Annotated in this window: 24 protein-coding genes and 5 tRNA genes; 23 read left to right on the top strand and 6 right to left on the bottom strand. The window is 70.4% G+C overall.

Going from position 1 to position 22258, the window contains the following annotated elements; genetic code table 11:
- Positions 1 to 319 precede the first annotated feature (319 nt).
- The 9 genes from AB0P41_RS26500 (at position 320) to AB0P41_RS26460 (ending at position 4209) form a co-directional block, all read left to right on the top strand.
- Positions 320 to 502, top strand: coding sequence for a hypothetical protein (locus AB0P41_RS26500; protein ID WP_356713528.1), 183 nt, complete (start codon positions 320 to 322; stop codon positions 500 to 502).
- Positions 503 to 604: 102 nt separating this feature from the next.
- Positions 605 to 1381 (top strand): fumarylacetoacetate hydrolase family protein, encoded by a 777-nt coding sequence (locus tag AB0P41_RS26495; RefSeq protein WP_356713530.1) that lies wholly within the window; start codon positions 605 to 607, stop codon positions 1379 to 1381.
- On the top strand, positions 1374 to 2846 hold the full coding sequence (gltX, locus tag AB0P41_RS26490) for a glutamate--tRNA ligase (RefSeq protein ID WP_365934518.1): 1473 nt from the start codon (positions 1374 to 1376) through the stop codon (positions 2844 to 2846). The genes AB0P41_RS26495 and gltX overlap by 8 nt, the downstream gene beginning before the upstream one ends.
- An 88-nt stretch (positions 2847 to 2934) precedes the next feature.
- Positions 2935 to 3654 (top strand): HAD family hydrolase, encoded by a 720-nt coding sequence (locus AB0P41_RS26485; RefSeq protein ID WP_356713534.1) that lies wholly within the window; start codon positions 2935 to 2937, stop codon positions 3652 to 3654.
- A gap of 85 nt (positions 3655 to 3739) precedes the next feature.
- Positions 3740 to 3811, top strand: a tRNA-Gln gene (locus AB0P41_RS26480).
- A 19-nt stretch (positions 3812 to 3830) separates the two neighbouring features.
- Positions 3831 to 3903 (top strand) — tRNA-Glu (locus tag AB0P41_RS26475).
- A gap of 60 nt (positions 3904 to 3963) precedes the next feature.
- Positions 3964 to 4036: transfer RNA gene (locus AB0P41_RS26470), tRNA-Glu, on the top strand.
- 8 nt (positions 4037 to 4044) lie between these two features.
- Positions 4045 to 4116: transfer RNA gene (locus AB0P41_RS26465), tRNA-Gln, on the top strand.
- 20 nt (positions 4117 to 4136) lie between these two features.
- Positions 4137 to 4209, top strand: a tRNA-Glu gene (locus AB0P41_RS26460).
- A 138-nt stretch (positions 4210 to 4347) separates the two neighbouring features.
- Here AB0P41_RS26460 and ndgR read toward each other — a convergent pair.
- Positions 4348 to 5064, bottom strand: coding sequence for an IclR family transcriptional regulator NdgR (gene ndgR, locus AB0P41_RS26455; RefSeq protein WP_033303994.1), 717 nt, complete (start codon positions 5062 to 5064; stop codon positions 4348 to 4350).
- A 173-nt stretch (positions 5065 to 5237) separates the two neighbouring features.
- On the opposite strand from ndgR, the gene leuC reads away from it, so the two are divergent.
- The 4 genes from leuC (at position 5238) to AB0P41_RS26435 (ending at position 8383) form a co-directional block, all read left to right on the top strand.
- Positions 5238 to 6665 carry a 3-isopropylmalate dehydratase large subunit gene (gene leuC / locus AB0P41_RS26450; protein ID WP_356713535.1) on the top strand — a complete coding sequence of 476 codons (1428 nt, stop codon included), beginning with the start codon at positions 5238 to 5240 and terminating at the stop codon, positions 6663 to 6665.
- 2 nt (positions 6666 to 6667) lie between these two features.
- Complete coding sequence (leuD, locus tag AB0P41_RS26445; protein WP_356713536.1) at positions 6668 to 7261, top strand: 3-isopropylmalate dehydratase small subunit; 594 nt, start codon at positions 6668 to 6670, stop codon at positions 7259 to 7261.
- A 104-nt stretch (positions 7262 to 7365) separates the two neighbouring features.
- Complete coding sequence (locus tag AB0P41_RS26440) at positions 7366 to 7593, top strand: hypothetical protein (protein WP_356713538.1); 228 nt, start codon at positions 7366 to 7368, stop codon at positions 7591 to 7593.
- A 142-nt stretch (positions 7594 to 7735) separates the two neighbouring features.
- Positions 7736 to 8383, top strand: coding sequence for an HU family DNA-binding protein (locus tag AB0P41_RS26435; protein WP_365934515.1), 648 nt, complete (start codon positions 7736 to 7738; stop codon positions 8381 to 8383).
- Between the two features lie 82 nt (positions 8384 to 8465).
- Here the strand turns inward: AB0P41_RS26435 and AB0P41_RS26430 are convergent, their stop codons facing one another.
- Together AB0P41_RS26430 and cofC are read right to left on the bottom strand one after the other, a co-directional pair.
- Positions 8466 to 8669, bottom strand: a complete 204-nt coding sequence (locus AB0P41_RS26430) for a hypothetical protein (RefSeq protein WP_356713541.1) — start codon at positions 8667 to 8669, stop codon at positions 8466 to 8468.
- Between the two features lie 10 nt (positions 8670 to 8679).
- The gene (gene cofC / locus AB0P41_RS26425; RefSeq protein WP_356713543.1) at positions 8680 to 9363 is read right to left on the bottom strand and encodes a 2-phospho-L-lactate guanylyltransferase; all 684 of its coding nucleotides are present in this window, start codon (positions 9361 to 9363) and stop codon (positions 8680 to 8682) included.
- Positions 9364 to 9511: 148 nt separating this feature from the next.
- Here cofC and AB0P41_RS26420 point away from each other — a divergent pair, with 148 nt between their 5' ends.
- The 3 genes from AB0P41_RS26420 to AB0P41_RS26410 are packed head-to-tail and all read left to right on the top strand — an operon-like array spanning position 9512 to position 12490.
- On the top strand, positions 9512 to 10264 hold the full coding sequence (locus AB0P41_RS26420; protein WP_365934513.1) for a lysophospholipid acyltransferase family protein: 753 nt from the start codon (positions 9512 to 9514) through the stop codon (positions 10262 to 10264).
- Positions 10261 to 11271, top strand: coding sequence for an NAD(P)H-dependent glycerol-3-phosphate dehydrogenase (locus tag AB0P41_RS26415; RefSeq protein ID WP_356713547.1), 1011 nt, complete (start codon positions 10261 to 10263; stop codon positions 11269 to 11271). The genes AB0P41_RS26420 and AB0P41_RS26415 overlap by 4 nt, the downstream gene beginning before the upstream one ends.
- A 34-nt stretch (positions 11272 to 11305) precedes the next feature.
- Complete coding sequence (locus tag AB0P41_RS26410; protein WP_356713549.1) at positions 11306 to 12490, top strand: D-alanine--D-alanine ligase family protein; 1185 nt, start codon at positions 11306 to 11308, stop codon at positions 12488 to 12490.
- 32 nt (positions 12491 to 12522) lie between these two features.
- Here the strand turns inward: AB0P41_RS26410 and AB0P41_RS26405 are convergent, their stop codons facing one another.
- Together AB0P41_RS26405 and AB0P41_RS26400 are read right to left on the bottom strand one after the other, a co-directional pair.
- Positions 12523 to 13008, bottom strand: coding sequence for a DUF3515 domain-containing protein (locus tag AB0P41_RS26405; RefSeq protein ID WP_365934510.1), 486 nt, complete (start codon positions 13006 to 13008; stop codon positions 12523 to 12525).
- A gap of 20 nt (positions 13009 to 13028) precedes the next feature.
- On the bottom strand, positions 13029 to 13262 hold the full coding sequence (locus AB0P41_RS26400) for an Lrp/AsnC ligand binding domain-containing protein (RefSeq protein ID WP_056791028.1): 234 nt from the start codon (positions 13260 to 13262) through the stop codon (positions 13029 to 13031).
- Positions 13263 to 13582: 320 nt separating this feature from the next.
- Here AB0P41_RS26400 and AB0P41_RS26395 point away from each other — a divergent pair, with 320 nt between their 5' ends.
- Together AB0P41_RS26395 and thiD are read left to right on the top strand one after the other, a co-directional pair.
- Entirely contained in the window at positions 13583 to 14551 is a 969-nt protein-coding gene (locus tag AB0P41_RS26395; RefSeq protein WP_124274882.1) for a thiamine-phosphate kinase, read from the top strand.
- 50 nt (positions 14552 to 14601) lie between these two features.
- On the top strand, positions 14602 to 15411 hold the full coding sequence (thiD, locus tag AB0P41_RS26390) for a bifunctional hydroxymethylpyrimidine kinase/phosphomethylpyrimidine kinase (protein ID WP_356713553.1): 810 nt from the start codon (positions 14602 to 14604) through the stop codon (positions 15409 to 15411).
- A 73-nt stretch (positions 15412 to 15484) separates the two neighbouring features.
- On the opposite strand, the gene rpmB is transcribed toward thiD, so the two are convergent.
- Positions 15485 to 15670: a 50S ribosomal protein L28 gene (gene rpmB, locus AB0P41_RS26385; protein WP_003965989.1), complete on the bottom strand. Its 186-nt coding sequence runs from the start codon at positions 15668 to 15670 to the stop codon at positions 15485 to 15487.
- Positions 15671 to 15924: 254 nt separating this feature from the next.
- Here rpmB and AB0P41_RS26380 point away from each other — a divergent pair, with 254 nt between their 5' ends.
- The 5 genes from AB0P41_RS26380 to AB0P41_RS26360 all read left to right on the top strand — a co-directional run bounded on the left by AB0P41_RS26380 (position 15925) and on the right by AB0P41_RS26360 (position 22188).
- Positions 15925 to 17547: a DAK2 domain-containing protein gene (locus AB0P41_RS26380; RefSeq protein WP_365934508.1), complete on the top strand. Its 1623-nt coding sequence runs from the start codon at positions 15925 to 15927 to the stop codon at positions 17545 to 17547.
- A 51-nt stretch (positions 17548 to 17598) separates the two neighbouring features.
- Positions 17599 to 19806 (top strand): ATP-dependent DNA helicase RecG, encoded by a 2208-nt coding sequence (gene recG / locus AB0P41_RS26375; protein ID WP_365934506.1) that lies wholly within the window; start codon positions 17599 to 17601, stop codon positions 19804 to 19806.
- 87 nt (positions 19807 to 19893) lie between these two features.
- Positions 19894 to 20478, top strand: a complete 585-nt coding sequence (gene rsmD, locus AB0P41_RS26370) for a 16S rRNA (guanine(966)-N(2))-methyltransferase RsmD (RefSeq protein ID WP_356713560.1) — start codon at positions 19894 to 19896, stop codon at positions 20476 to 20478.
- 26 nt (positions 20479 to 20504) lie between these two features.
- Positions 20505 to 20984 (top strand): pantetheine-phosphate adenylyltransferase, encoded by a 480-nt coding sequence (gene coaD / locus AB0P41_RS26365; RefSeq protein WP_187355992.1) that lies wholly within the window; start codon positions 20505 to 20507, stop codon positions 20982 to 20984.
- A gap of 97 nt (positions 20985 to 21081) precedes the next feature.
- The gene (locus AB0P41_RS26360; protein ID WP_356713562.1) at positions 21082 to 22188 is read left to right on the top strand and encodes a cell division initiation protein; all 1107 of its coding nucleotides are present in this window, start codon (positions 21082 to 21084) and stop codon (positions 22186 to 22188) included.
- The last annotated feature ends 70 nt before the right edge of the window (positions 22189 to 22258 follow it).

Here is a 22258-nt window from a genome sequence, read left to right as displayed (position 1 = left end):
GTAACAAGGCGTGGAACGTGTTCAGGGTCAAACCGGGCGATTAAGGGTGTGGCCGCAGGGGGCGGCCGGTGTCCCAGACGCCATGATCGGGAGCGGAATAGGAGATTCGGGGCCGTATTGTCTGGTTTGCATCCCATGATCAACTGCCTGCTATGGGTGTTTTGTCGGCAAGTTCGTGAGCAAACTCACATGATGATCGCCGTCTCATCCCGGCCAAGGCCGGGAATCGGATGTTTAGCCTGACGCTTTACAGGGATAGCGAATCCGACAACCGGCGCACCTCAGGGCAGCGCCCCAGCGGCAAGGACCCACACGGCAGATGAAGACGACGATGATTTTCCGCAACATCGCCAACCCCCGGCGCACCACGCTGGCGCACCTCGAGGACGCCGAGGCGCTGCGGACGCCGGAGCAGCGGGAGCACACCGTCGACCTGCCCACCCAGACGGCCAACCCGCGCCGCACGATCCTCATGGAAGCCCCGGCCGCGGCGGCGAAGTAGCGACCGCCCCCACCGCCTGATGCGCGAGGCTGAGCCCTTCACGCGCGCTAGCCTGGAGCGTCAGTCTTCAGCCAGCCAGCAAGTGAGGGGCGACAGCATCCCGTGCGCATCGCCAGGTTCTCCATCGACGGCAATGTCGCCTTCGGCGCGGTCGAGGGCGACAGCCCCGACAGCCTCGTCCTCGACATCATCAAGGGCATCCCGTACGCCGACTTCGAGCTCTCCGGGACCAAGGTCCCGCTGAAGAAGGTCCGGCTGCTGCCGCCCGTGCTCCCCAACAAGGTCGTGGCCATCGGCCGCAACTACGCGGAACACGCCGCCGAACTGGGCAACGAGGTCCCGGATGTGCCCGTCGCCTTCTTCAAGCCCACCACCTCGGTGATCGGCTCCGGCGACTCCATCGAGTACCCCTCCTTCTCCGAGGAGCTCCACCACGAGGCCGAGCTGGCCGTGGTGATCGGCCGCATGTGCCGTGAGGTCCCGCGCGAGCGCGTCAAGGACGTCGTCTTCGGCTACACCTGCGCCAACGACGTCACCGCGCGCGACGTCCAGCGCCGCGAGAGCCAGTGGGCCCGGGCGAAGGGCTTCGACACCTCCTGCCCGCTCGGGCCCTGGGTGGAGACCGACGTCGACCCCGGCAACCTGGCCATCCAGGCCACGGTCAACGGCGAACAGCGCCAGCTCGGCCGGACGAGCGACATGGTCCGCTCCGTCGAGGACCTGATCGTCCACATCACGGAAGCGATGACGCTGCTCCCGGGCGACGTGATCCTCACGGGAACCCCCGCAGGGGTGGGCCCCCTGCACGTCGGCGACGAGGTCGCCGTCACCATCGAAGGCATCGGCACTCTCACCAACAAGGTGATCAAGCGTGGTTAACGCACCTGTCCGCGTACGTTTCTGTCCCTCCCCGACCGGCAACCCGCACGTGGGCCTGGTCCGGACAGCTCTCTTCAACTGGGCCTTCGCCCGGCACCACCAGGGCACCCTGGTCTTCCGTATCGAGGACACCGACGCCGCCCGCGACTCCGAGGAGTCCTACGAGCAGCTGCTCGACTCGATGCGCTGGCTCGGCCTGGACTGGGACGAGGGCCCCGAGGTCGGCGGCCCGCACGCCCCGTACCGCCAGTCGCAGCGGATGGACCTCTACAAGGACGTCGCCGGGAAGCTCCTGGCCGCCGGGCACGCGTACCACTGCTACTGCACCACCGAGGAGCTCGACACCCGCCGCGACGCCGCCCGCGCGGCCGGCAGGCCGTCGGGTTACGACGGGCACTGCCGCGACCTGAGCGACGAGCAGAAGGCGGCGTACGAGGCCGAGGGCCGCACCTCGATCGTCCGCTTCCGGATGCCCGACGAGGCGATCACCTTCACCGACCTGGTCCGCGGCGAGATCACGGTCCAGCCGGAGAACGTCCCGGACTACGGCATCGTCCGTGCCAACGGCGCTCCCCTCTACACGCTCGTCAACCCGGTCGACGACGCGCTGATGGAGATCACCCACGTCCTGCGGGGCGAGGACCTGCTCTCCTCCACCCCGCGCCAGATCGCCCTCTACCGGGCGCTCATCGAGCTGGGTATCGCCAAGGACACCCCGGCCTTCGGCCACCTGCCGTACGTCATGGGGGAGGGCAACAAGAAGCTCTCCAAGCGTGACCCGCAGGCCTCGCTCAACCTCTACCGCGAGCGTGGCTTCCTGCCCGAGGGGCTCCTCAACTACCTCTCGCTGCTCGGCTGGTCGATCGCCGAGGACCGTGACATCTTCGGCCGCGACGAGCTGGTCGCCGCGTTCGACATCGCCGACGTCAACGCCAACCCGGCCCGCTTCGACCTGAAGAAGGCCGAGCACGTCAACGCCGAGCACCTGCGCATGCTCGACGTGAAGACCTTCACCGAGGCCTGCGGCCCCTGGCTGAAGGCCCCCTTCGCCCCCTGGGCGCCCGAGTCCTTCGACGCGGAGCAGTTCGCCGAGATCGCCCCGCACGCCCAGACGCGTGTGACGGTTCTCTCGGACATCACGGCCAACGTCGACTTCCTCTTCCTGGACGAGCCCGTCCACGACGAGGCGTCCTGGACGAAGGCGATGAAGGAGGGCTCCGACGCGCTCCTCGTCTCCGCCCGCGCCGAACTGCTCGCCGCCGAGTGGAACGCCGAGGCGCTCAAGGCGGCCGTCCTCACCGCCGGTGAGAAGCACGGCCTGAAGCTCGGCAAGGCGCAGGCCCCGGTCCGCGTCGCCGTCACCGGCCGCACGGTCGGGCTCCCGCTCTTCGAGTCCCTGGAGATCCTGGGCCGCGAGAAGACGATCGCCCGCATCGACGCGGCACTGGCGAAGCTCGCCGCGTAACGGTTTCGAAGTACACGACGGGGTGGCCGCCCGAGCAGGGGCGGCCACCCCGTCGTCATGTGGGGAGCGCCCCGGTAATCTGGCCGGCATGCCGATCCGAGCGGTTCTCTGGGACATCGACGACACGATCTTCGACTACTCCGGAGCCGACCGCACCGGCATGCGCAAGCATCTGGAGAGCGAGGGCTTTCCCGAGGGGTACGACGGCCTGGAGCGCGCCCTCGATGCCTGGAAGGCCATCACGGACGTCCAGTGGGCGCGCTTCGCCGCGGGGGAGATCGACTTCCAGGGACAGCGCCGGGAGCGCGTACGCGCGTTCCTCGGGCGGTTGCTGAGCGACGCCGAGGCCGACGACTGGTTCGGCCGGCACGCCGCCCACTACGAGGCCGCGTGGGCACTCTTCCCGGACGCCCTGCCCGTCCTGGACCGGCTGGCGGGAAGCTTCCGCCACGCGGTCCTGTCCAACTCCAGCATCCACAACCAGGACCGCAAGCTGCGCGCCCTCGGTGTGCGGGACCGCTTCGAGGCCGTGGTGTGCGCCGTCGAGCTGGGGATCTCCAAGCCGGACCCCGGTGCGTTCCATGCCGCCTGTGAGGTGCTGGAGCTCGACCCGCACGAGGTGGCGTACGTCGGGAACGAGCCCGACATCGACGCGGGCGGTGCGGTGGCCGCCGGGCTGACGGGGATCTGGCTGGACCGCGAGGGGCGGGGCGGGCGCCCCGAGCTCGTACGGATCACCGGGCTGGACGAGCTTCCCGGGCTGCTGGCGGGCGATACCCGTTTTGGAGCGCCGGACACCTTCAGGTAATGTTCTTCCTGCGCCGCCCGAGCGGGCCGAAAGATCCGGCCGGGAAGCGCAGACAGAAACAGAACCCTCAGGGGTTGCGTTTCAGTGGGCTATGGTGTAATTGGCAACACTACGGTTTCTGGTACCGTCATTCTAGGTTCGAGTCCTGGTAGCCCAGCGCAAGACCGAAGTAGCAAGCCCCCGTTGTGTAGCGGCCTAGCACGCTGCCCTCTCACGGCAGTAGCGCCGGTTCGAATCCGGTCGGGGGTACAGATCCTTCCCGCGAGAACATCTGGGTCGCACCCACGTTCCCGATGCAGGATCGCTAGGGCCCCCGTTGTGTAGCGGCCTAGCACGCTGCCCTCTCACGGCAGTAGCGCCGGTTCGAATCCGGTCGGGGGTACTTCACCATGGGCTATGGTGTAATTGGCAACACTACGGTTTCTGGTACCGTCATTCTAGGTTCGAGTCCTGGTAGCCCAGCGCAAGTCAGCAGTAACCACGCCCCCGTTGTGTAGCGGCCTAGCACGCTGCCCTCTCACGGCAGTAGCGCCGGTTCGAATCCGGTCGGGGGTACAACACAGCAGCAGGACAAGGCCCTTCACTTCGGTGGAGGGCCTTTTTCGTGAGTGGACACCACCCATCTCCGGTGCGGGACAGGTGACTTGGGCCGCCACGACGCTGGGGCGGCCGGAGGGGACGGGTCGCAGTGGGTCAGCCCGTGCGGCGCAGGGCCTCGCTCAGTCGCGCCGCCGAGTCGATGATGGCCTGCGCGTGCATCCGGCCCGGGTGGCGGGTGAGGCGCTCGATCGGCCCGGAGACGGACACCGCGGCGACCACCCGGTTCGACGGCCCGCGGACCGGGGCCGAGACCGAGGCCACGCCCGGCTCGCGCTCGCCGATCGACTGGGCCCAGCCCCGCCGCCGTACGCCCGAGAGGGCCGTCGCCGTGAAGCGGGCCCCCTGCAGGCCCCGGTGCAGGCGCTCCGGCTCCTCCCAGGCCATCAGGATCTGGGCGGAGGAACCCGCCTTCATCGTGAGCGTGGAGCCGACCGGCACGGTGTCCCGCAGTCCGGACAGCCGCTCCGCCGCCGCGACGCAGATCCGCATGTCGCCCTGCCGGCGGTAGAGCTGCGCGCTCTCGCCGGTGATGTCACGCAGATGTGTGAGTACGGGTCCTGCCGTCGCCAGGAGGCGGTCCTCGCCGGCCGCGGCCGCGAGCTCCGCGAGCCGGGGGCCGAGAATGAAACGGCCCTGCATGTCCCTTGCCACCATGCGGTGGTGTTCGAGTGCCACGGCCAGTCGGTGTGCCGTGGGCCGTGCGAGCCCTGTCGCTGCGACCAGCCCGGCGAGGGTGGCCGGACCGGACTCCAGGGCGCTCAATACCAGAGCTGCCTTGTCGAGAACGCCGACGCCGCTAGAGTTGTCCATACGACGATACTCGCGTCTCACTCTGTGAAACGCAAGTTCAATTTTCCCCGGAAGTTGCGAACCTGTACGTGCGGCCTTACAACGGCCCGCGGCCACCGCCCCGCCCGGGGGTCAGGACGGCGGCACCCGAATCTCTAGTTGGGCCGGCGAAGACGCCGGCCGGAGGGAAAGCGATGGGTAGGACACTCGCGGAGAAGGTCTGGGACGACCACGTCGTCCGGCGCGCCGATGGCGAGCCCGACCTTCTCTTCATCGATCTGCACCTGCTGCACGAGGTGACCAGCCCGCAGGCCTTCGACGGTCTGCGCCAGGCCGGCCGGCCGGTGCGGCGTCTCGACCTCACCATCGCCACCGAGGACCACAACACCCCGACCCTCGACATCGACAAGCCGATCGCCGACCCGGTCTCCCGCGCCCAGCTGGAGACCCTGCGCAAGAACTGCGCGGAGTTCGGCGTCCGGCTGCACCCCCTGGGCGACGTCGAGCAGGGCGTCGTGCACGTGGTCGGCCCCCAGCTGGGCCTGACCCAGCCCGGCACCACGGTCGTCTGCGGCGACTCGCACACCTCCACCCACGGCGCGTTCGGGGCGCTGGCCTTCGGCATCGGCACCAGCCAGGTCGAACACGTCCTGGCCACCCAGACACTGCCGCTGGCCCGCCCCAGGACCATGGCGATCACGGTCGAGGGCGAACTCCCCGACAGCGTCACCGCCAAGGATCTCATCCTGGCCATCATCGCCCGGATCGGCACCGGCGGCGGCCAGGGCTACATCCTCGAATACCGGGGCTCCGCCATCGAGAAGCTCTCGATGGAAGCCCGGATGACCATCTGCAACATGTCGATCGAGGCCGGCGCCCGTGCGGGCATGATCGCCCCCGACGAGACCACCTTCGACTACCTGCGGGGACGCGACCACGCCCCCCGGGGCGAGGAGTGGGACGCGGCGGTGGAGTACTGGAAGACGTTGCGCACCGACGACGACGCCGTCTTCGACGCCGAGGTGTTCATCGACGGCGCCGAGCTCGCGCCGTTCGTCACCTGGGGCACCAACCCCGGCCAGGGCGCGCCCCTGTCGGCCAACGTCCCCGACCCCGCTTCGTACGAGGACGCCTCGGAGCGCCACGCCGCCGAAAAGGCCCTGGAGTACATGGGGTTGACCGCCGGCCAGCCGCTGCGTGAGATCAACGTGGACACGGTGTTCGTAGGGTCCTGCACCAACGGCCGCATCGAGGACCTGCGCAACGCGGCCTCGATCCTGGACGGCCGCAAAGTCGCCGACGGCGTACGGATGCTGGTCGTCCCGGGCTCCGTCCGGGTCGCCCTGCAGGCCGTCGAGGAGGGCCTGGACAAGGTCTTCACCGCCGCCGGCGCCGAATGGCGGCACGCGGGCTGCTCGATGTGCCTCGGCATGAACCCCGACCAGCTGGCCCCCGGTGAGCGCTCCGCCTCCACCTCGAACCGGAACTTCGAGGGCAGGCAGGGCAAGGGCGGCCGCACCCACCTGGTCTCCCCGCAGGTCGCCGCCGCCACCGCAGTGCTGGGCCATCTGGCCTCGCCCGCCGATCTGTCCGACGTCCGTACGCCCGCCGGAGTCCGATAACCATGGAAGCATTCACCGCACACACCGGCCGTGCCGTCCCGCTGCGCCGCAGCAACGTCGACACCGACCAGATCATCCCCGCGCACTGGCTGAAGAAGGTCACCCGCGACGGCTTCGAGGACGGGCTCTTCGAGGCCTGGCGCAAGGACGAGAACTTCGTCCTCAACCGCCCCGAGCGCAAGGGCGCCTCGGTCCTGGTGGCCGGTCCCGACTTCGGCACGGGCTCCTCGCGTGAGCACGCGGTCTGGGCCCTGCAGAACTTCGGCTTCAAGGCCGTCATCTCCTCCCGCTTCGCCGACATCTTCCGTGGCAACTCCCTGAAGAACGGTCTGTTGACCGTCGTCCTCGACCAGAAGGTCGTCGACAGCATCTGGGAGCTGACCGAGGCCGATCCGACGGCCGAGGTGACCGTCGACCTGGAGAAGCGGCAGGTCGTCGCCGGCGGGATCACGGCCGACTTCGAGCTCGACGAGAACGCCCGCTGGCGCCTCCTGAACGGGCTCGACGACATCAGCCTCACCCTTCAGAACGAAGCGGACATTGCGACTTACGAGGCGGCCAGGCCGTCCCACAAGCCGCGTACGATTGACGCCTGAGCAGCGCTTTTCCCGAACTGCGCCCCCTGCCGGAAGGTAGGGGGCGCAGTCGCTTGTTGAGACCCCCTCGGGCGACAACTCGCCCCAGATGGCACAATCGGTGCATGGAACGCGACAGCCAACTCGAGCTCTATGGCCAAGTCGCCGCCCGATTGAAAGAAGCACACGCAAAGGTGCGCGAACTGCAAGTCCCGGAGGGCGTACGGATGGCGCTGTCCCGGAAGCTGCTGGTCGTTACGGCCGCGGCTAAGCACGATCTCCCAGGCGCGGCAAGGCGTCTGGACCGGTTGATGAAGGACCTCGACGAGGGCCGATTCCCCGAAGGTGACTGACTCCGCGGACAGCGCGGCGGTCGACTTCGTTGCGGCACTAGGGTGATTAGCCCGTTTCGTGTTTGATTTGCGGTATATATCTGCCTAACGTGCGAAAAAGCCTGAACAGTTTCGTTCCGGCAATGTCTCCGAAGGGGAAGACGTGAACAAGGCGCAGCTCGTAGAAGCGATTGCCGACAAGGTCGGCGGCCGTCAGCAGGCCGCAGACGCGGTCGACGTGGTACTCGACGCGATCGTCCGTGCCGTCGTCGCGGGGGACCGTGTCTCGGTCACCGGCTTCGGCTCGTTCGAGAAGGTCGACCGCCCCGCCCGGTACGCCCGCAACCCGCAGACGGGCGAGCGCGTACGGGTCAAGAAGACCTCCGTGCCCCGTTTCCGTGCGGGACAGGGCTTCAAGGACCTGGTGAGCGGCTCCAAGAAGCTCCCAAAGAACGACGTGGCCGTGAAGAAGGCCCCCAAGGGCAGCCTCTCGGGCGGTTCTTCCACCCGTACGACGGCGAAGGCGGCCGCGAAGAAGGCCACCGCCAAGAAGGCGACGGCACGCAAGACCACGGCGGCCGCGAAGAAGACGGCCCCGGCGAAGACCACCGCCAAGAAGACCACGGCGACGGCCAAGAAGACCGCGCCGGCGGCGAAGAAGGCGGCCCCGGCGAAGAAGACGACGGCGACGAAGAAGACCGCCGCCGCCAAGACGGCGCCCGCCAAGAAGACCACGGCGAAGAAGGCGCCCGCGAAGAAGACCACGGCTCGCACGACCACGGCCAAGAAGGTCACCGCACGCAAGAAGTGAGACCGGGCACCGCTCGTTCCTCATACGCGCCGGGCCGGGCTCCCCTCGGGGAGCCCGGCCCGCGGGCTGTTCGGAGGCGCTCTCAGAGCGTCTGCAGCGTCACCAGGGTGATCCGCAGCGCGGCGCCCTCGCCCTCGGTCTCGATCCGCACCCGCTGCCCCGGGCGCAGCAGCCGCAGCCCTCCCGCGTCGAACGCGGGTGCGTCGAAGTCCACCGGGGTGCCGTCGTCGAGAAGCACGCTGCCGGTGCGGGTCTCGGAGTCGTACGTGAACGAGGTCGCCTGCATGAACGGCAGCCTATCGGTCCGCGGCAGGAACCACGGGGGCCGCGAGCGCGGCGGTGAACCGCCCCACTCCCAGGGCCAGCGCGGCCTCCAGATCGTCGCCCGTGTCCACGTCCCTGCGGACCGAATCGATGCCCGGCAGTGAGATCTCCACCGCCCCCGACGCCAGGTGCCGCGCCCGCGACGCCCCGCCGAAGGCCGGCCGCAATTCCACCCCGGGTGCCGCGGAAAGAAAAGTGGTGCCGATTCCCTGCGCGTCACCGACAAATGTGCGGGGAAATGCCGCGGCGAATTCGAGCACCCGCGCCAGATCATCCGCACGCAATGCCGGAAGATCGGCGTTGAGCACGGCCACCGCCGCACCCCCGCGCCGGCCGCGCGCCGACCGGACCCCGTGCTCCATCGCCGCGTCGAGCCCGGCCGCCGGGGTGTCGGCCACCGTCCGCGCGCCGAGCGCCGCCAGCGCCGTCCCGGCCACCGGGTCGTCCGTGACGACCACCACATCCCGCACCGCCGGGCAGGACAGCGCCACGGACACGGTGTCCTGGGCGAACGCCAGGGCCAGGCGCGGACGCAGACCCCCGCCCACCGCCCGGCCGAGCCTGCTCTTGGCCCGTGCGAGCGGTTTCAGCGGGACGACCAGGGACCAGGGGCCGGTCGGGTCGGTGTTCGTGGCGATCTCCCCCTCCGTACGCATCAGCCCTTATTCTCGCCTGCCGGTACGACAACCCGGAGGTCCGCCCCCACGGGTGAGGCGTACGGTGTTCTCCACACAGCAGGGGCCCAGGGGCGAGGCAGCAGAGCCCGAGCCCCGCGCAGCTCAGTTCCTAGAGGAAGGCACCCGAGTGTCCCGCCGCAGAATCGGCTTCTGGTACCGCCTGGCGGCGGTCATCGCAAAACCGCCCCTGGTGGTTCTGTTCAAGCGCGACTGGCGGGGAATGGAACACATTCCGGCCGATGGCGGATTCATCACCGCGGTCAATCACAACTCCTATCTGGACCCGCTGTCGTACGGGCATTTCCAGTACAACACCGGACGCGTGCCGCGGCTCCTCGCGAAGGCCGGACTTTTCCGGACGCCTTTCGTCGGAATGATTCTGCGCGGCACCGGCCAGATCCCCGTCTACCGGGAGACGACCAACGCGCTCGACGCCTTCCGCGCCGCGGTGGACGCCATCGAGCGGGGCGAGTGCGTCGCCTTCTATCCGGAGGGCACGCTCACCCGCGACCCGGACATGTGGCCGATGGCCGGCAAGACCGGCGCCGCCCGGGTCGCGCTGATGACCAAGGCCCCGGTCATCCCCGTCGCCCAGTGGGGCGCCAACCTGGCGATGCCGCCGTACGCCAAGGAGAACAAGCTCCAGCTGTTCCCCCGCAAGACCCTGCGGGTGCAGGCCGGTCCGCCGGTCGACCTCTCCCGTTACTACGGCCTGGAGCCCACGCCCGACGTCCTGCGCCAGGCGACCGAGACCATCATGGCCGCGATCACCGCCCAGCTCGAGGACGTACGCGGCGAGAAGGCCCCCGCCGAGCTCTACGATCACCGCAAGGCCCGCGCCGAACAGCGGCGCAAGGCAGAGGGAAAGGGAACGACGTGACGCACCCCGCGAAGGCGGCCGTCTTCGGAACCGGCTCATGGGGTACGGCCTTCGCCATGGTCCTCGCCGACGCCGGCTGCGAGGTGACCCTCTGGGGACGCCGCGCCGAGGTCGCCGAGGCCGTCAACACCACCCGCACCAACCCGGGCTACCTGCCGGGCGTGGAACTGCCCGCCTCGGTCCGGGCCACGACCGATGCCGCCGAGGCGCTGCGCGGCGCCGACTTCGCCGTCCTCGTCGTGCCCTCGCAGACCCTGCGCGCCAACCTCGCCGACTGGTCGCGGCATCTGGAGCCCGGCACGGTCCTCGTCTCCCTGATGAAGGGCGTCGAACTGGGCACCGCCAAGCGGATGAGCGAGGTCATCGAGGACGTCACCGAGGTCACCCCGGACCGGATCGCCGTCGTCACCGGCCCCAACCTCGCCAAGGAGATCGCCGAACGCCGCCCCGCGGCCGCCGTCGTCGCCTGCTCGGACGAGAGCGTCGCCCAGCGCCTCCAGGCCGCCTGCCACACCCCGTACTTCCGGCCGTACACCAACACCGACGTGGTCGGCTGCGAGCTCGGCGGCGCCGTGAAGAACGTCATCGGTCTCGCCGTGGGCATCGCCGACGGCATGGGCCTCGGTGACAACGCCAAGGGCTCCCTCATCACCCGCGGCCTCGCCGAGACCACCCGGCTGGGACTCGCCATGGGGGCCGACCCGCTCACCTTCTCCGGACTCGCCGGACTCGGTGACCTGGTGGCGACGTGCTCCTCACCGCTCTCGCGCAACCACACCTTCGGCACGAACCTCGGGCGGGGGATGACCCTCCAGGAGACCGTCGCCGTCACGAGCCAGACCGCCGAGGGCGTCAAGTCCTGCGAATCCGTGCTCGATCTGGCGCGCAGGCACGGCGTCGACATGCCGATCACCGAGACGGTCGTCGGCATCGTCCACGAGGGCAAGCCGCCGGTGGTCGCCCTCAAGGAGCTGATGTCGCGCAGCGCCAAGCCCGAGCGACGCTGACTCGAGCCCTACCAGCAGGTACGCTCATCGCGATATGAGCAGCCAGAACCTCCCCCAGAGCCCTGAGAGCCCGCTGAGCTCCGAGCAGAGCTCCGATCCGGGCCGCAAGCCGCGCGTGGCCGTCGTATTCGGTGGCCGCAGCTCCGAACACGGCATCTCGGTCGTCACGGCCGGTGCCATCATGAGCGCCATCGACCGGACGAAGTACGACGTCCTGCCGATCGGCATCACGAGGGACGGACGTTGGGCCCTCACGTCCGACGACCCGGCCCGCATGGCCATCACGGACCGGCGGGTGCCCGACGTGGAGCAGCTGGCCGACTCCACGCAGGGCGCGGTGACGCTCTCCGTCGACCCCGGCAACCGGGACGTCGTCGTCAGCGAACCCGGTGCGGTGCCCACGGTCCTGGGCGAGGTCGACGTCGTCTTCCCCATGCTGCACGGCCCCTACGGCGAGGACGGCACGCTCCAGGGACTCCTGGAGCTCTCCGGCGTCCCCTACGTCGGCGCCGGTGTGCTGTCCTCGGCCGTCGGCCAGGACAAGGAGTACATGAAGCGGGTGTTCACCTCCTTCGGGCTGCCGGTCGGCCCGTACGAGGTCGTCCGCCCCCGGGAGTGGGAGTCGGACCGCCCCGCCGCCCGCAAGCGCATCATGGAGTTCGCCGCCGAACACGGCTGGCCGCTCTTCGTGAAGCCCGCCCGCGGCGGCTCCTCCATGGGCATCACCAAGGTGGACGACCCCTCCGGCCTCGACGAGGCGATCGAGGAGGCGCGCCGCCACGACCCCAAGTTCCTCGTGGAGTCCCTGCTGCGCGGCCGCGAGATCGAGTGCGGCGTGCTGGAGTTCGAGGACGGACCGCGCGCCAGCGTGCCCGCGGAGATCCCGCCCGTCACCGCGCACGACTTCTACGACTTCGAGGCCAAGTACATCGACTCGGCGGCCGGCCTGGTGCCCGCACCGCTCACCGAGGAGCAGACCGCCGAGGTGCGGCGCCTCGCCGTCGAGGCGTTCGAGGCGGCCTCCTGCGAGGGCCTCGTGCGCGCCGACTTCTTCCTCACCGAGGACGGCACGTTCGTCATCAACGAGATCAACACCATGCCGGGCTTCACCCCGATCTCCATGTTCCCCCGCATGTGGCAGGCGACCGGCGTGGAGTACCCGGAGCTGGTCGACCGGCTGATCACCTCCGCGCTGAACCGCTCCACCGGCCTGCGCTGAGCCGTCAAGGGCTGTCCCGCGCGGGACAGCCTTCAGAGGCTCTCGGGGACCGTCCTGCTCACGGGCACCGCGAACGCGGACAACGGGGTGATGTCATGGGCGTACTCCGTCCCGAGCGTCACTTCGACATACGCCTTGCGGTAGGTGGTCGTGAACCGCGGGCCGGCGTCATCGGGCTGCTCCAGCAGCCAGTTGACGCCGTCCGCGTCGACGCCCTTCGCCTGGGAATCATCCATCCTCGCGGGCCGCGGGACACCGCAGCGCAGTACGATCGCCCCGTCCCCCCAGCCGGCGGTCAGGTCCGAATCCGGTGAGGGATCACTCCGCTCCAGGTCGTCGACGGTCTCCGGCAGCTCCTTGTGCAGTTCCTCGCAGTACCCGGCGGCCTCCGACGACGGCGTGGGAACCGCCACCGAGGGCTGGTCACCGCCGGAACAGCCCGCCACGGCGAGCAGGCACAGAGCGGCGGACGGGGCGAGAACACGGGAACGGGGGGGCCGGCGGCGGGTGTGAGTCACCGGACCAGCGTAGACAGGGGTCAGAGGTGGACGACCGGGCAGGTCAGGGTACGTGTGATGCCGTCCACCTGCTGGACCTTGGCGACCACCATGCGGCCGAGGGCGTCGACCGTGTCGGCCTGTGCGCGCACGATCACGTCGTAGGGGCCTGTGACGTCCTCTGCCTGGATCACTCCCGGAAGCTTTGCGATGGTCTCGGCGACGATCGACGCCTTGCCCACCTCGGTCTGGATGAGGATGTACGCCTGTACCACGGAACCTCCAGGGCGGCCACGAGGATCATGTGGGGGAAAGGGACGCCACGTTATCGCGTTGCCCCGGGCCGCGGGGAGACCTGCGGGCCGGTTGACGCCCACAGCGTGGCGTACGCACCACAGAAGTTGACGTATCTCTTGACGGTACCGACAGCAGTTGGGGCTCGCGACCGCAAGCCCACCGGTGCGTACGGGCGACAGCGACGCCCGTACGCACCGGGGCCACCGGCTCCCGTGGGCCGTCCGTCCACGGTCCGGACCTCCGGCCGCTGAAGCAGCCCGGACAGGTGTCCGGTGCGATAGATGAGAGGTGAGACTCGGTGAAGGGAACCGTGGGCGAGTTGGGGGAGTTCGGGCTCATCAGAGAGCTCACGTCCCGGCTCACCACCACTCCGGCGGTACGGCTGGGACCCGGCGACGACGCCGCGGTCGTGGCCGCTCCCGACCGCAGGGTCGTGGCCAGTACGGACATCCTGCTGGAAGGGCGGCACTTCCGCCGCGACTGGTCGACGGCGTACGACGTCGGCCGCAAGGCCGCCGCCCAGAACCTCGCCGACATCGCCGCCATGGGCGCCGTGCCCACGGCGCTGCTGCTCGGTCTCGTCGTACCGGCCGACCTGCCGGTCACCTGGGCCGCCGAACTCATGGACGGACTGCGTGACGAGTGCCAGGTCGCCGGTGCGGCCGTCGTCGGCGGTGACGTCGTCGGCGGCGACACCATCACCGTCGCGATCACCGCGCTCGGCGACCTGCGCAACCACGAACCCGTCACCCGGGCCGGCGCCCGGCCCGGCGACGTCGTGGCCGTCACCGGGTGGCTCGGCTGGTCCGCCGCCGGATTCGCCGTGCTCTCCCGGGGGTTCCGCTCGCCGCGCGCCTTCGTCGAGGCCCACCGGCGCCCCGAACCGCCGTACCACGCGGGCCCCGCGGCCGCCGGGCTCGGCGCCACGGCCATGACCGACGTCAGCGACGGACTCGTCGCCGACCTCGGGCACATCGCCGAGGCCAGCAAGGTCCGCATAGACCTGCGCTCCGGGCTCATCGACATCCCCTCGCAGATGTCCGACATCGGGCAGGCCGTGGGGGTCGACCCCCTGCAGTGGGTGCTCACCGGGGGAGAGGACCACGCGATCGTGGCGACGTTCCCCGCCGATGTGAAGCTCCCCGCACGCTGGAAGGTCATCGGAGAGGTCCTCAACCCGTCGGCGCTGCCCCAGGTCACCGTCGACGGAGCGCCCTGGACGAGCAAGGGCGGCTGGGACCATTTCGGATCCATCGAGGACGCTTAGGGCGGGCGGACGGCGCTGCTTCCCCCACACGTCCTAGTAGATTCCGGGGCATGACCGCACCTGCCCCGATACCGCCCCGTGTCCTCACCGTCGCCGGATCAGACTCCGGCGGCGGTGCGGGCATCCAGGCCGACCTCAAGACGATGCTGGCCCTCGGCACCCACGGCATGAGCGTGCTGACCGCGGTGACCGCCCAGAACTCGCTGGGCGTGCAGGGAGCCTGGGAGCTGCCGGCCGACGCCGTACGCGCCCAGTACCGCAGCGTCGTCGACGACATCGGCGTCCAGGCGATCAAGACCGGCATGCTGTCCTCGGCCGCGCTCGTCGACACCGTCGCGGAACTCCTCGCGGGGACCGGCGCACCCGTCGTCGTCGACCCCGTCGGGGTGTCCAAGCACGGGGACGCGCTGCTCGCCGCCGAAGCCCTCGACTCCGTACGCACGAAGCTGCTGCCCGTCGCCACGGTCGCCACCCCGAACCTCGACGAGGTGGCCCAGCTCACCGGCGTCACCGTCACCGACGAACCGGGGATGCGCAGAGCAGCCGCCGAGATCCTCGGCCACGGACCGCGCTGGGTGGTGATCAAGGGCGGCCATCTGCCCGGCGACGCCGTGGACCTGCTGACGGACGGCAGCGAGGAGCACTGGCTGCGGGCCCCGAGGCTCGACAACCGGCACACCCACGGCACGGGCTGCACCCTCGCCTCCGCCATCGCCTGCGGACTCGCCCACGGCCAGGACGTCCCGACCGCCGTACGGGGCGCGAAGGAGTACGTCACCGGCGCGATCCGGGGCGGCTTCGCGCTGGGCAGCGGGATCGGCCCCGTCGATCACGGCTGGCTCACGCGCCCCACGGGCTGAACACAGCAAAAAGCCGGTCCACCGAGGTGGACCGGCTTTTTGGGCAACCGGAAGGCTGCGCTACGACGAGACGTCAGCGCGCGACCTTGCCGGCCTTGATGCACGAGGTGCAGACGTTGAGCCGCTTCGGCGTCCGACCGACCACGGCACGCACGCGCTGGATGTTGGGATTCCAGCGACGGGACGTACGGCGGTGCGAGTGCGAAATGCTGTTGCCGAAGCTCGGCCCCTTGCCGCAAACGTCGCAGTTGGCAGCCACGGGTCACTCCAAAGACTTCAGATGCACTTACAGTGAATTCCGGCGCGCCGGAATCATTGCTGAAGTGGCGGTACCGGAGGGATTGGCCCGGCTTTCGTCGGGCAACCGAAGCAGCATACAACGGCTGCGTCGGAGATACGAAACTACCACGGCTCCCCGACGGCTCCGCCCCGCACCTGCGCCCGCCGGGCCCCCGCACGACGGCTACCCTGCGGTGCAGCCAGCCCCCCACGGCCGCCCAAGGAGGACCAACGGTGCCGCAGCCGCCCGACGATCTCGACGCCGTCGCGGTGCGCACCTGGTGCTCACTGGCGCTGGAGGCCCTGGGGCGGGAGCGGGCGGCCATCGACGCCATCAACGTCTATCCCGTCGCCGACGGGGACACCGGCACCAACCTGTATCTCACCGTCGAGTCGGCCGCCGCCGCCGTCGAGGCGGTCTTCGCCGCACATGAGACCGGCACCACCGTGCCCGGCCCCGCCGACGCCGTGCGGGCCATGGCGCACGGCGCGCTGATCGGGGCCCGGGGCAACTCCGGGACCATCCTGGCCCAGCTGCTGCGCGGCATGGCCTCCGTCCTGGCCGAATCGGGTGACGCCCGTCACCTGCGGGCCGCGCTGACGGAGGCCGCCGCGGCGGCGCGGCTGGCCGTGGCCCACCCCGTCGAGGGCACGGTCCTCACCGTCGCCACCGCCGCCGCCGAGGCGGCCGGGGCCACCGCCGGGAGCGCCCGGCTCACCGACGTCGCCGAGGCGGCGTACGAAGGGGCGCGCACCGCCCTGGCGGCCACCCCGGGCCAGCTCGCCGTCCTCGGCCGCGCGGGCGTCGTCGACGCCGGAGGGCAGGGCCTGGTGACCGTGCTCGGCGCACTGCTGGAAGCGGTCGGCGGACGTGTGCGAGAGCGCGCAGTCACCCCCGCCCCCGACGTCCTGCCGCTGACCGGTGACTGCGCGGAGGCGGGCCCGGCCGGCGGGCCGGCCTTCGAGGTCATCTATCTCCTGGAGGCCCCCGACGACGCCGTCGCCCGGCTGCGGAGCCGGCTGGACGCCCTGGGGGACTCACTCGTCGTGGTCGGCGGAGACGGCCTGTGGAACGTCCACGTCCATGTCGACGACGCCGGAGCGGCCGTCGAAGCCGGGGTCGAGGCCGGCCGGCCCTACCGGATCCGGATCACCCACTTCGCCGCCGACCGGGGCGCGGCCCACCGTGAACCCGCCCAGCGCGCGGTCGTCGTGGTCGTACCCGGTGACGGGCTCTCCGGCCTCTGCGCCGAGGCCGGCGCGACCACCGTGCTGGCACGCCCCGGCGAGCCGCCGGCCAGCGGCGAACTGGTCGACGCCATCCGCCGGGCCCACGCCCGGGAGGTGGTCCTGCTGCCGAACGACGCACAGTTGCGCCACACCGCCGCCGCCGCCGCAGAACAGGCCAGGGGCGAAGGCATCCGCGTCGCCCTGGTCCCCACCCGCGCCGCGGTCCAGGGCATCGCCGCGCTCGCCGTCCACGAACCCGGCCGGAGCTTCGACGAGGACGTCGTCGCGATGACGTCGGCGGCCGGCGCCACCCGGTACGCCGAACTGGCCGTCGCCGAACGGCAGTCGTGGACCATGGCGGGCATCTGCCAGGCCGGCGACATCCTCGGCCTGATCGACGGGGACGTCGCCGTCATCGGTCAGGACGTCGTCGGCACGGCCCGCACCGTCCTGGACCGGATGCTGTCGGCGGGCGGCGAACTCGTCACGCTGGTCCTGGGGGAGGACGTGCCCGACGGCCTCGCCGACGAGCTGGGCGCACACGTCCGGGAGGGCTACCTCGCCGTCGACACGGTCGTCTACCGGGGCGGCCACCAGGCGGCGCCGCTGCTCATCGGCGTCGAGTGACACGTCGGGCGGGGCGGCGCACGGAGACATCTGTCAGTGGCGTGGTGTGCAATGGACCGCGTGTCCGCTTTCGATGAACCCCTGAAGAAGCTGCTCGGCGGAGCCACCGCGAAGGTGATGGCCGAACACCTCGACCTGCACACGGTCGGTGATCTGCTGCACCACTACCCGCGGCGCTACGAGGAGCGGGGCCGGCTCACGGCGCTCACCGAGCTCCCGCTCGACGAGCACGTGACGGTCGTCGCCCAGGTCGCCGACGCGCGGATCATGATGTTCAACAACGGCCGGGGCAAGCGGCTGGAGGTGACCCTCACCGACGGGAGCGGCCGGCTCCAGCTGGTCTTCTTCGGCCACGGCGTCCACAAGCCCCACAAGGAACTCCTGCCGGGCCGGCGGGCGATGTTCGCGGGCAAGGTCTCCGTCTTCAACAGGAAGATGCAGCTGGCCCACCCCACGTACCAGCTCCTCGACGCGAACGACGAGGACGAGGCGACCGAGGCCGTGGACGCCTTCGCGGGGCAGCTGCTGCCGATCTACCCCGCCTGCAAGCAGCTCGACTCCTGGCGGATCGCCAAGGCCGTCGACACGGTCCTGCCCAGCGCGCGGGAGGCGGTGGACCCGCTGCCCCCGGCCCTGCGCGAAGGGCGCGGCTTCGTCCCCCTGCCCGAGGCGCTGCTCAGGATCCACCGGCCGCACACCAAGGCGGACGTCGCGGCCGCGCGGGACCGGCTGCGCTGGGACGAGGCCTTCGTCCTCCAGGTCGCGCTCGCACGCCGTCGCTACGCCGACACCCAGCTTCCCGCGGTGGCCCGCAGGTCCGTCCCCGGCGGACTGCTCGACGCCTTCGACGCCAAGCTGCCCTTCACACTCACCGAAGGCCAGCAGAAGGTCACCGGAGAGATCTTCGGCGACCTGGCGACGGAACACCCGATGCACCGGCTGCTCCAGGGAGAGGTCGGGTCCGGCAAGACACTGGTCGCGCTGAGGGCCATGCTCCGGGTCGTCGACGCGGGCGGCCAGGCCGCGATGCTCGCGCCCACGGAGGTGCTGGCCCAGCAGCACCACCGGTCGATCACCGAGATGATGGGCGAGCTGGCCGAGGGCGGCATGCTGGGCGGATCCGACCTCGGCACGAAGGTCGTCCTGCTCACCGGCTCCATGGGCACGGCGGCCCGCCGGCAGGCGCTGCTCGACCTGGTCACGGGCGAGGCCGGGATCGTCATCGGCACCCACGCGCTGATCGAGGACAAGGTCCAGTTCCACGACCTCGGCCTCGTCGTCGTCGACGAACAGCACCGCTTCGGCGTGGAACAGCGCGACGCGCTGCGCTCCAAGGGCAAGCAGCCTCCCCACCTGCTCGTCATGACGGCCACCCCCATTCCCCGTACGGTCGCGATGACCGTCTTCGGCGACCTGGAGACCTCCGTCCTGGACCAGCTCCCCTCCGGCCGGTCACCGATCGCCACCCATGTCGTCCCAGCCAAGGACAAGCCGCACTTCCTCAGCCGTGCCTGGGAACGCGTCCGCGAAGAGGTCGAGAGCGGTCACCAGGCGTACGTGGTCTGCCCCCGCATCGGGGACGACGCCGACGAGGCCGGGAAGAAGAAGGGGAAGAAGAACGCTCCCGAGGACGACGCGGAGAAGCGGCCGCCGCTCGCCGTGCTGGACATCGCCGAGCAGCTCGCCAGGGGCCCGCTGGCCGGCCTGCGCGTCGAGGTGCTCCACGGCAGGATGCCGCCCGACGACAAGGACGACGTCATGCGCCGGTTCGCGGCCGGCCAGGTCGATGCCCTGGTCGCCACCACCGTCATCGAGGTCGGGGTGAACGTCCCCAACGCCACCGCGATGGTGATCATGGACGCGGACCGCTTCGGGGTGTCCCAGCTGCACCAGCTCAGGGGCCGCGTCGGACGCGGCAGCGCCCCCGGCCTCTGTCTGCTGGTCAGCGAGGCCCACGAGGCGAGCCCCGCCCGGGCCAGGCTCTCCGCGGTCGCCGCCACCCTCGACGGCTTCGAGCTCTCCCGCATCGACCTCGAACAGCGGCGCGAGGGCGATGTCCTCGGCCAGGCCCAGTCCGGTGTCCGCTCCTCCCTGCGCGTGCTCAGCGTCATCGACGACGAGGAGGTCATCGCGGCGGCCCGCGAGGAGGCCGTCCGCGTCGTCGCGGACGACCCCGGGCTCGAACGCCTGCCGGAGCTGCGCACGGCGCTGGACGCCCTGCTCGACAAGGACCGGGAGGAGTACCTCGACAAGGGGTGACCGGGCGGATCCCCGGCGACGCCATATCGTGGGGAGCACGGCACACGTCCCGTCCTGTGTGCCGCCCGCGACCCGAGGAACAGACCCATGACCCGCGTGATCGCCGGCTCGGCCGGCGGACGCCGCCTGGCCGTCCCGCCCGGCACCGGCACCCGCCCCACATCCGACCGTGCGCGCGAGGCGCTGTTCTCCACCTGGGAAGCGCTCCTGGGCACCCTCGACGGCGTACGGGTCGCCGATCTCTACGCGGGTTCCGGCGCCGTGGGCCTGGAGGCGCTCTCGCGCGGAGCGGCCCACGCCCTGCTCGTGGAGGCCGACGCCAAGGCCGCGCGCACCGTCCGCGACAACATCCGCTCCCTCGGTCTGCCCGGCGCCGAACTCCGTGCGGGCAAAGCCGAACAGATCGTGACGGGACCGGCACCCTCGGAACCGTACGACGTGGTTTTCCTCGATCCGCCGTACGCCGTCACCGACGACGATCTTGGGGAGATCCTGCTCACACTCCGTGCTCAGGGGTGGCTCACGGGCGACGCCCTCGTCACGGTGGAACGGAGCACCAGAGGCGGAGAATTCAACTGGCCCGAAGGATTCGAGCCACAGCGGGCCCGTCGGTACGGCGAAGCCACGTTTTGGTACGGTCGCGCCGCCTCTACGTGCGAAGACGCACGATGACCGCACCGGAGAGCGAGGGAACCACGTTGCGCCGCGCCGTCTGTCCGGGGTCGTTCGACCCCATCACCAACGGACATCTCGACATCATCGGACGAGCCTCGAAGCTGTACGACGTCGTGCACGTCGCCGTGATGATCAACCAGTCCAAGAAGGGTCTGTTCACCGTCGACGAGCGGATCGAGCTGATCCGCGAGGTCACGGCGGACTTCGGCAACGTGGAGGTCGAGTCCTTCCATGGCCTGCTGGTCGACTTCTGCAAGCAGCGCGACATCCCGGCGATCGTGAAGGGCCTGCGGGCCGTCAGCGACTTCGACTACGAGCTGCAGATGGCCCAGATGAACAACGGTCTCTCGGGGGTCGAGACGCTCTTCGTGCCGACGAACCCGACCTACAGCTTCCTGTCGTCCTCCCTGGTCAAGGAGGTCGCCACCTGGGGTGGCGACGTGGCGCACCTGCTGCCGCCGACGGTCCACGAGGCCCTCGTGGAGCGTCTCGGCGAGAAGTGATGCGCTGACCGGCCGTCACCAGGTGTCGGACGGGAGGCGACTGGCCTTACAGTCGTCCCGTCCGTCTCCAACAGCAGCAGAGAGTGGCGAGCACACGGTGGACGTGCAGAAGAAGCTCGACGAGATCGTCGAAACGGTCGGGAACGCCCGCTCCATGCCCATGTCGGCGTCCTGCGTGGTCAACCGGGCCGAACTGCTCGCGATGCTCGAGGAGGTCCGTGAGGCCCTGCCCGGTTCGCTGGCCCACGCCGAGGAGCTCATCGGCGGCCGTGAGCAGCTCGTCGAGCAGGCCCGGCAGGAGGCCGAGCGGATCATCGAGTCGGCCCGCGCGGAGCGCGGCTCGCTGATCTCCGGCACGGAGATCGCCCAGCGGTCCCAGGCCGAGGCGGACCGCATCCTGTCCGAGGCCCGCCGGGAGGCCGACGAGGTCCGCGGCGAGGCCGACGAGTACGTCGACAGCAAGCTCGCCAACTTCGAGGTCGTCCTCACCAAGACCATCGGCTCCGTCGACCGGGGCCGCGAGAAGCTCCTGGGCCGGAGCGAGGGCCTCGACGAGCAGGGCTACGAGGACCCCGACTACGCCGAGGCTCCGGAGCGCAGCGCCGACCCGGAGACGCTCCGCCGTCGCGCCGACGACTACGTGGACACCAAGCTCGGTGCCTTCGAGGCCGTGCTGGCGAAGACCCTGGAGGCCGTGGGCAAGGGCCGCCAGAAGCTGCACGGCCGGGTCGCCACCGACGAGCTCGGCGCGCACATGGCCGCCCAGGACGCGGCGGGCGGCCACCTGCACACCAGCGACGAGGACCACTGGGCCGGCCTGGCCGAGCTCTCCACCCCCGAGCCGCGGCAGAGCCCCCAGCAGCCGTCGTACGCGGAGCCCGCACAGCCGGACTACACACCGGCCGCCGGCTACCACGACCCCGCGCAGAGCGGCTTCCCGGCCCAGGGGCAGCCCGAGCCGCAGTACGCGCAGACGTACGGCTACCAGGACCAGCAGCCCCAGGACGGCTACGGCTACCAGCAGCAGGACCCGTACGGTGCCTACCAGCAGCAGCCGTACGACCCGAACCAGCAGCAGGAGTACTGGCCGCAGCAGGGCCAGGTGCCCGCGCAGCAGGGCGAGAGCGCGCTCGACGAGACCAGCCTCTTCGACACCAGCATGATCGACCTGGAACAGCTGCGCCGCTACGAACAGGGCCGCTGACCGGAGCGGGCCGTACCGGATTGGGAGCTGGGCGGTACGTCCAGTATCCTGGCTCTTCGGTCGCGTGTAT

It is taken from the genome of Streptomyces sp. NPDC079167, assembly GCF_040686735.1.
GTDB lineage: Bacteria > Actinomycetota > Actinomycetes > Streptomycetales > Streptomycetaceae > Streptomyces.
This window is presented reverse-complemented; position numbering and strand designations above follow the sequence as displayed.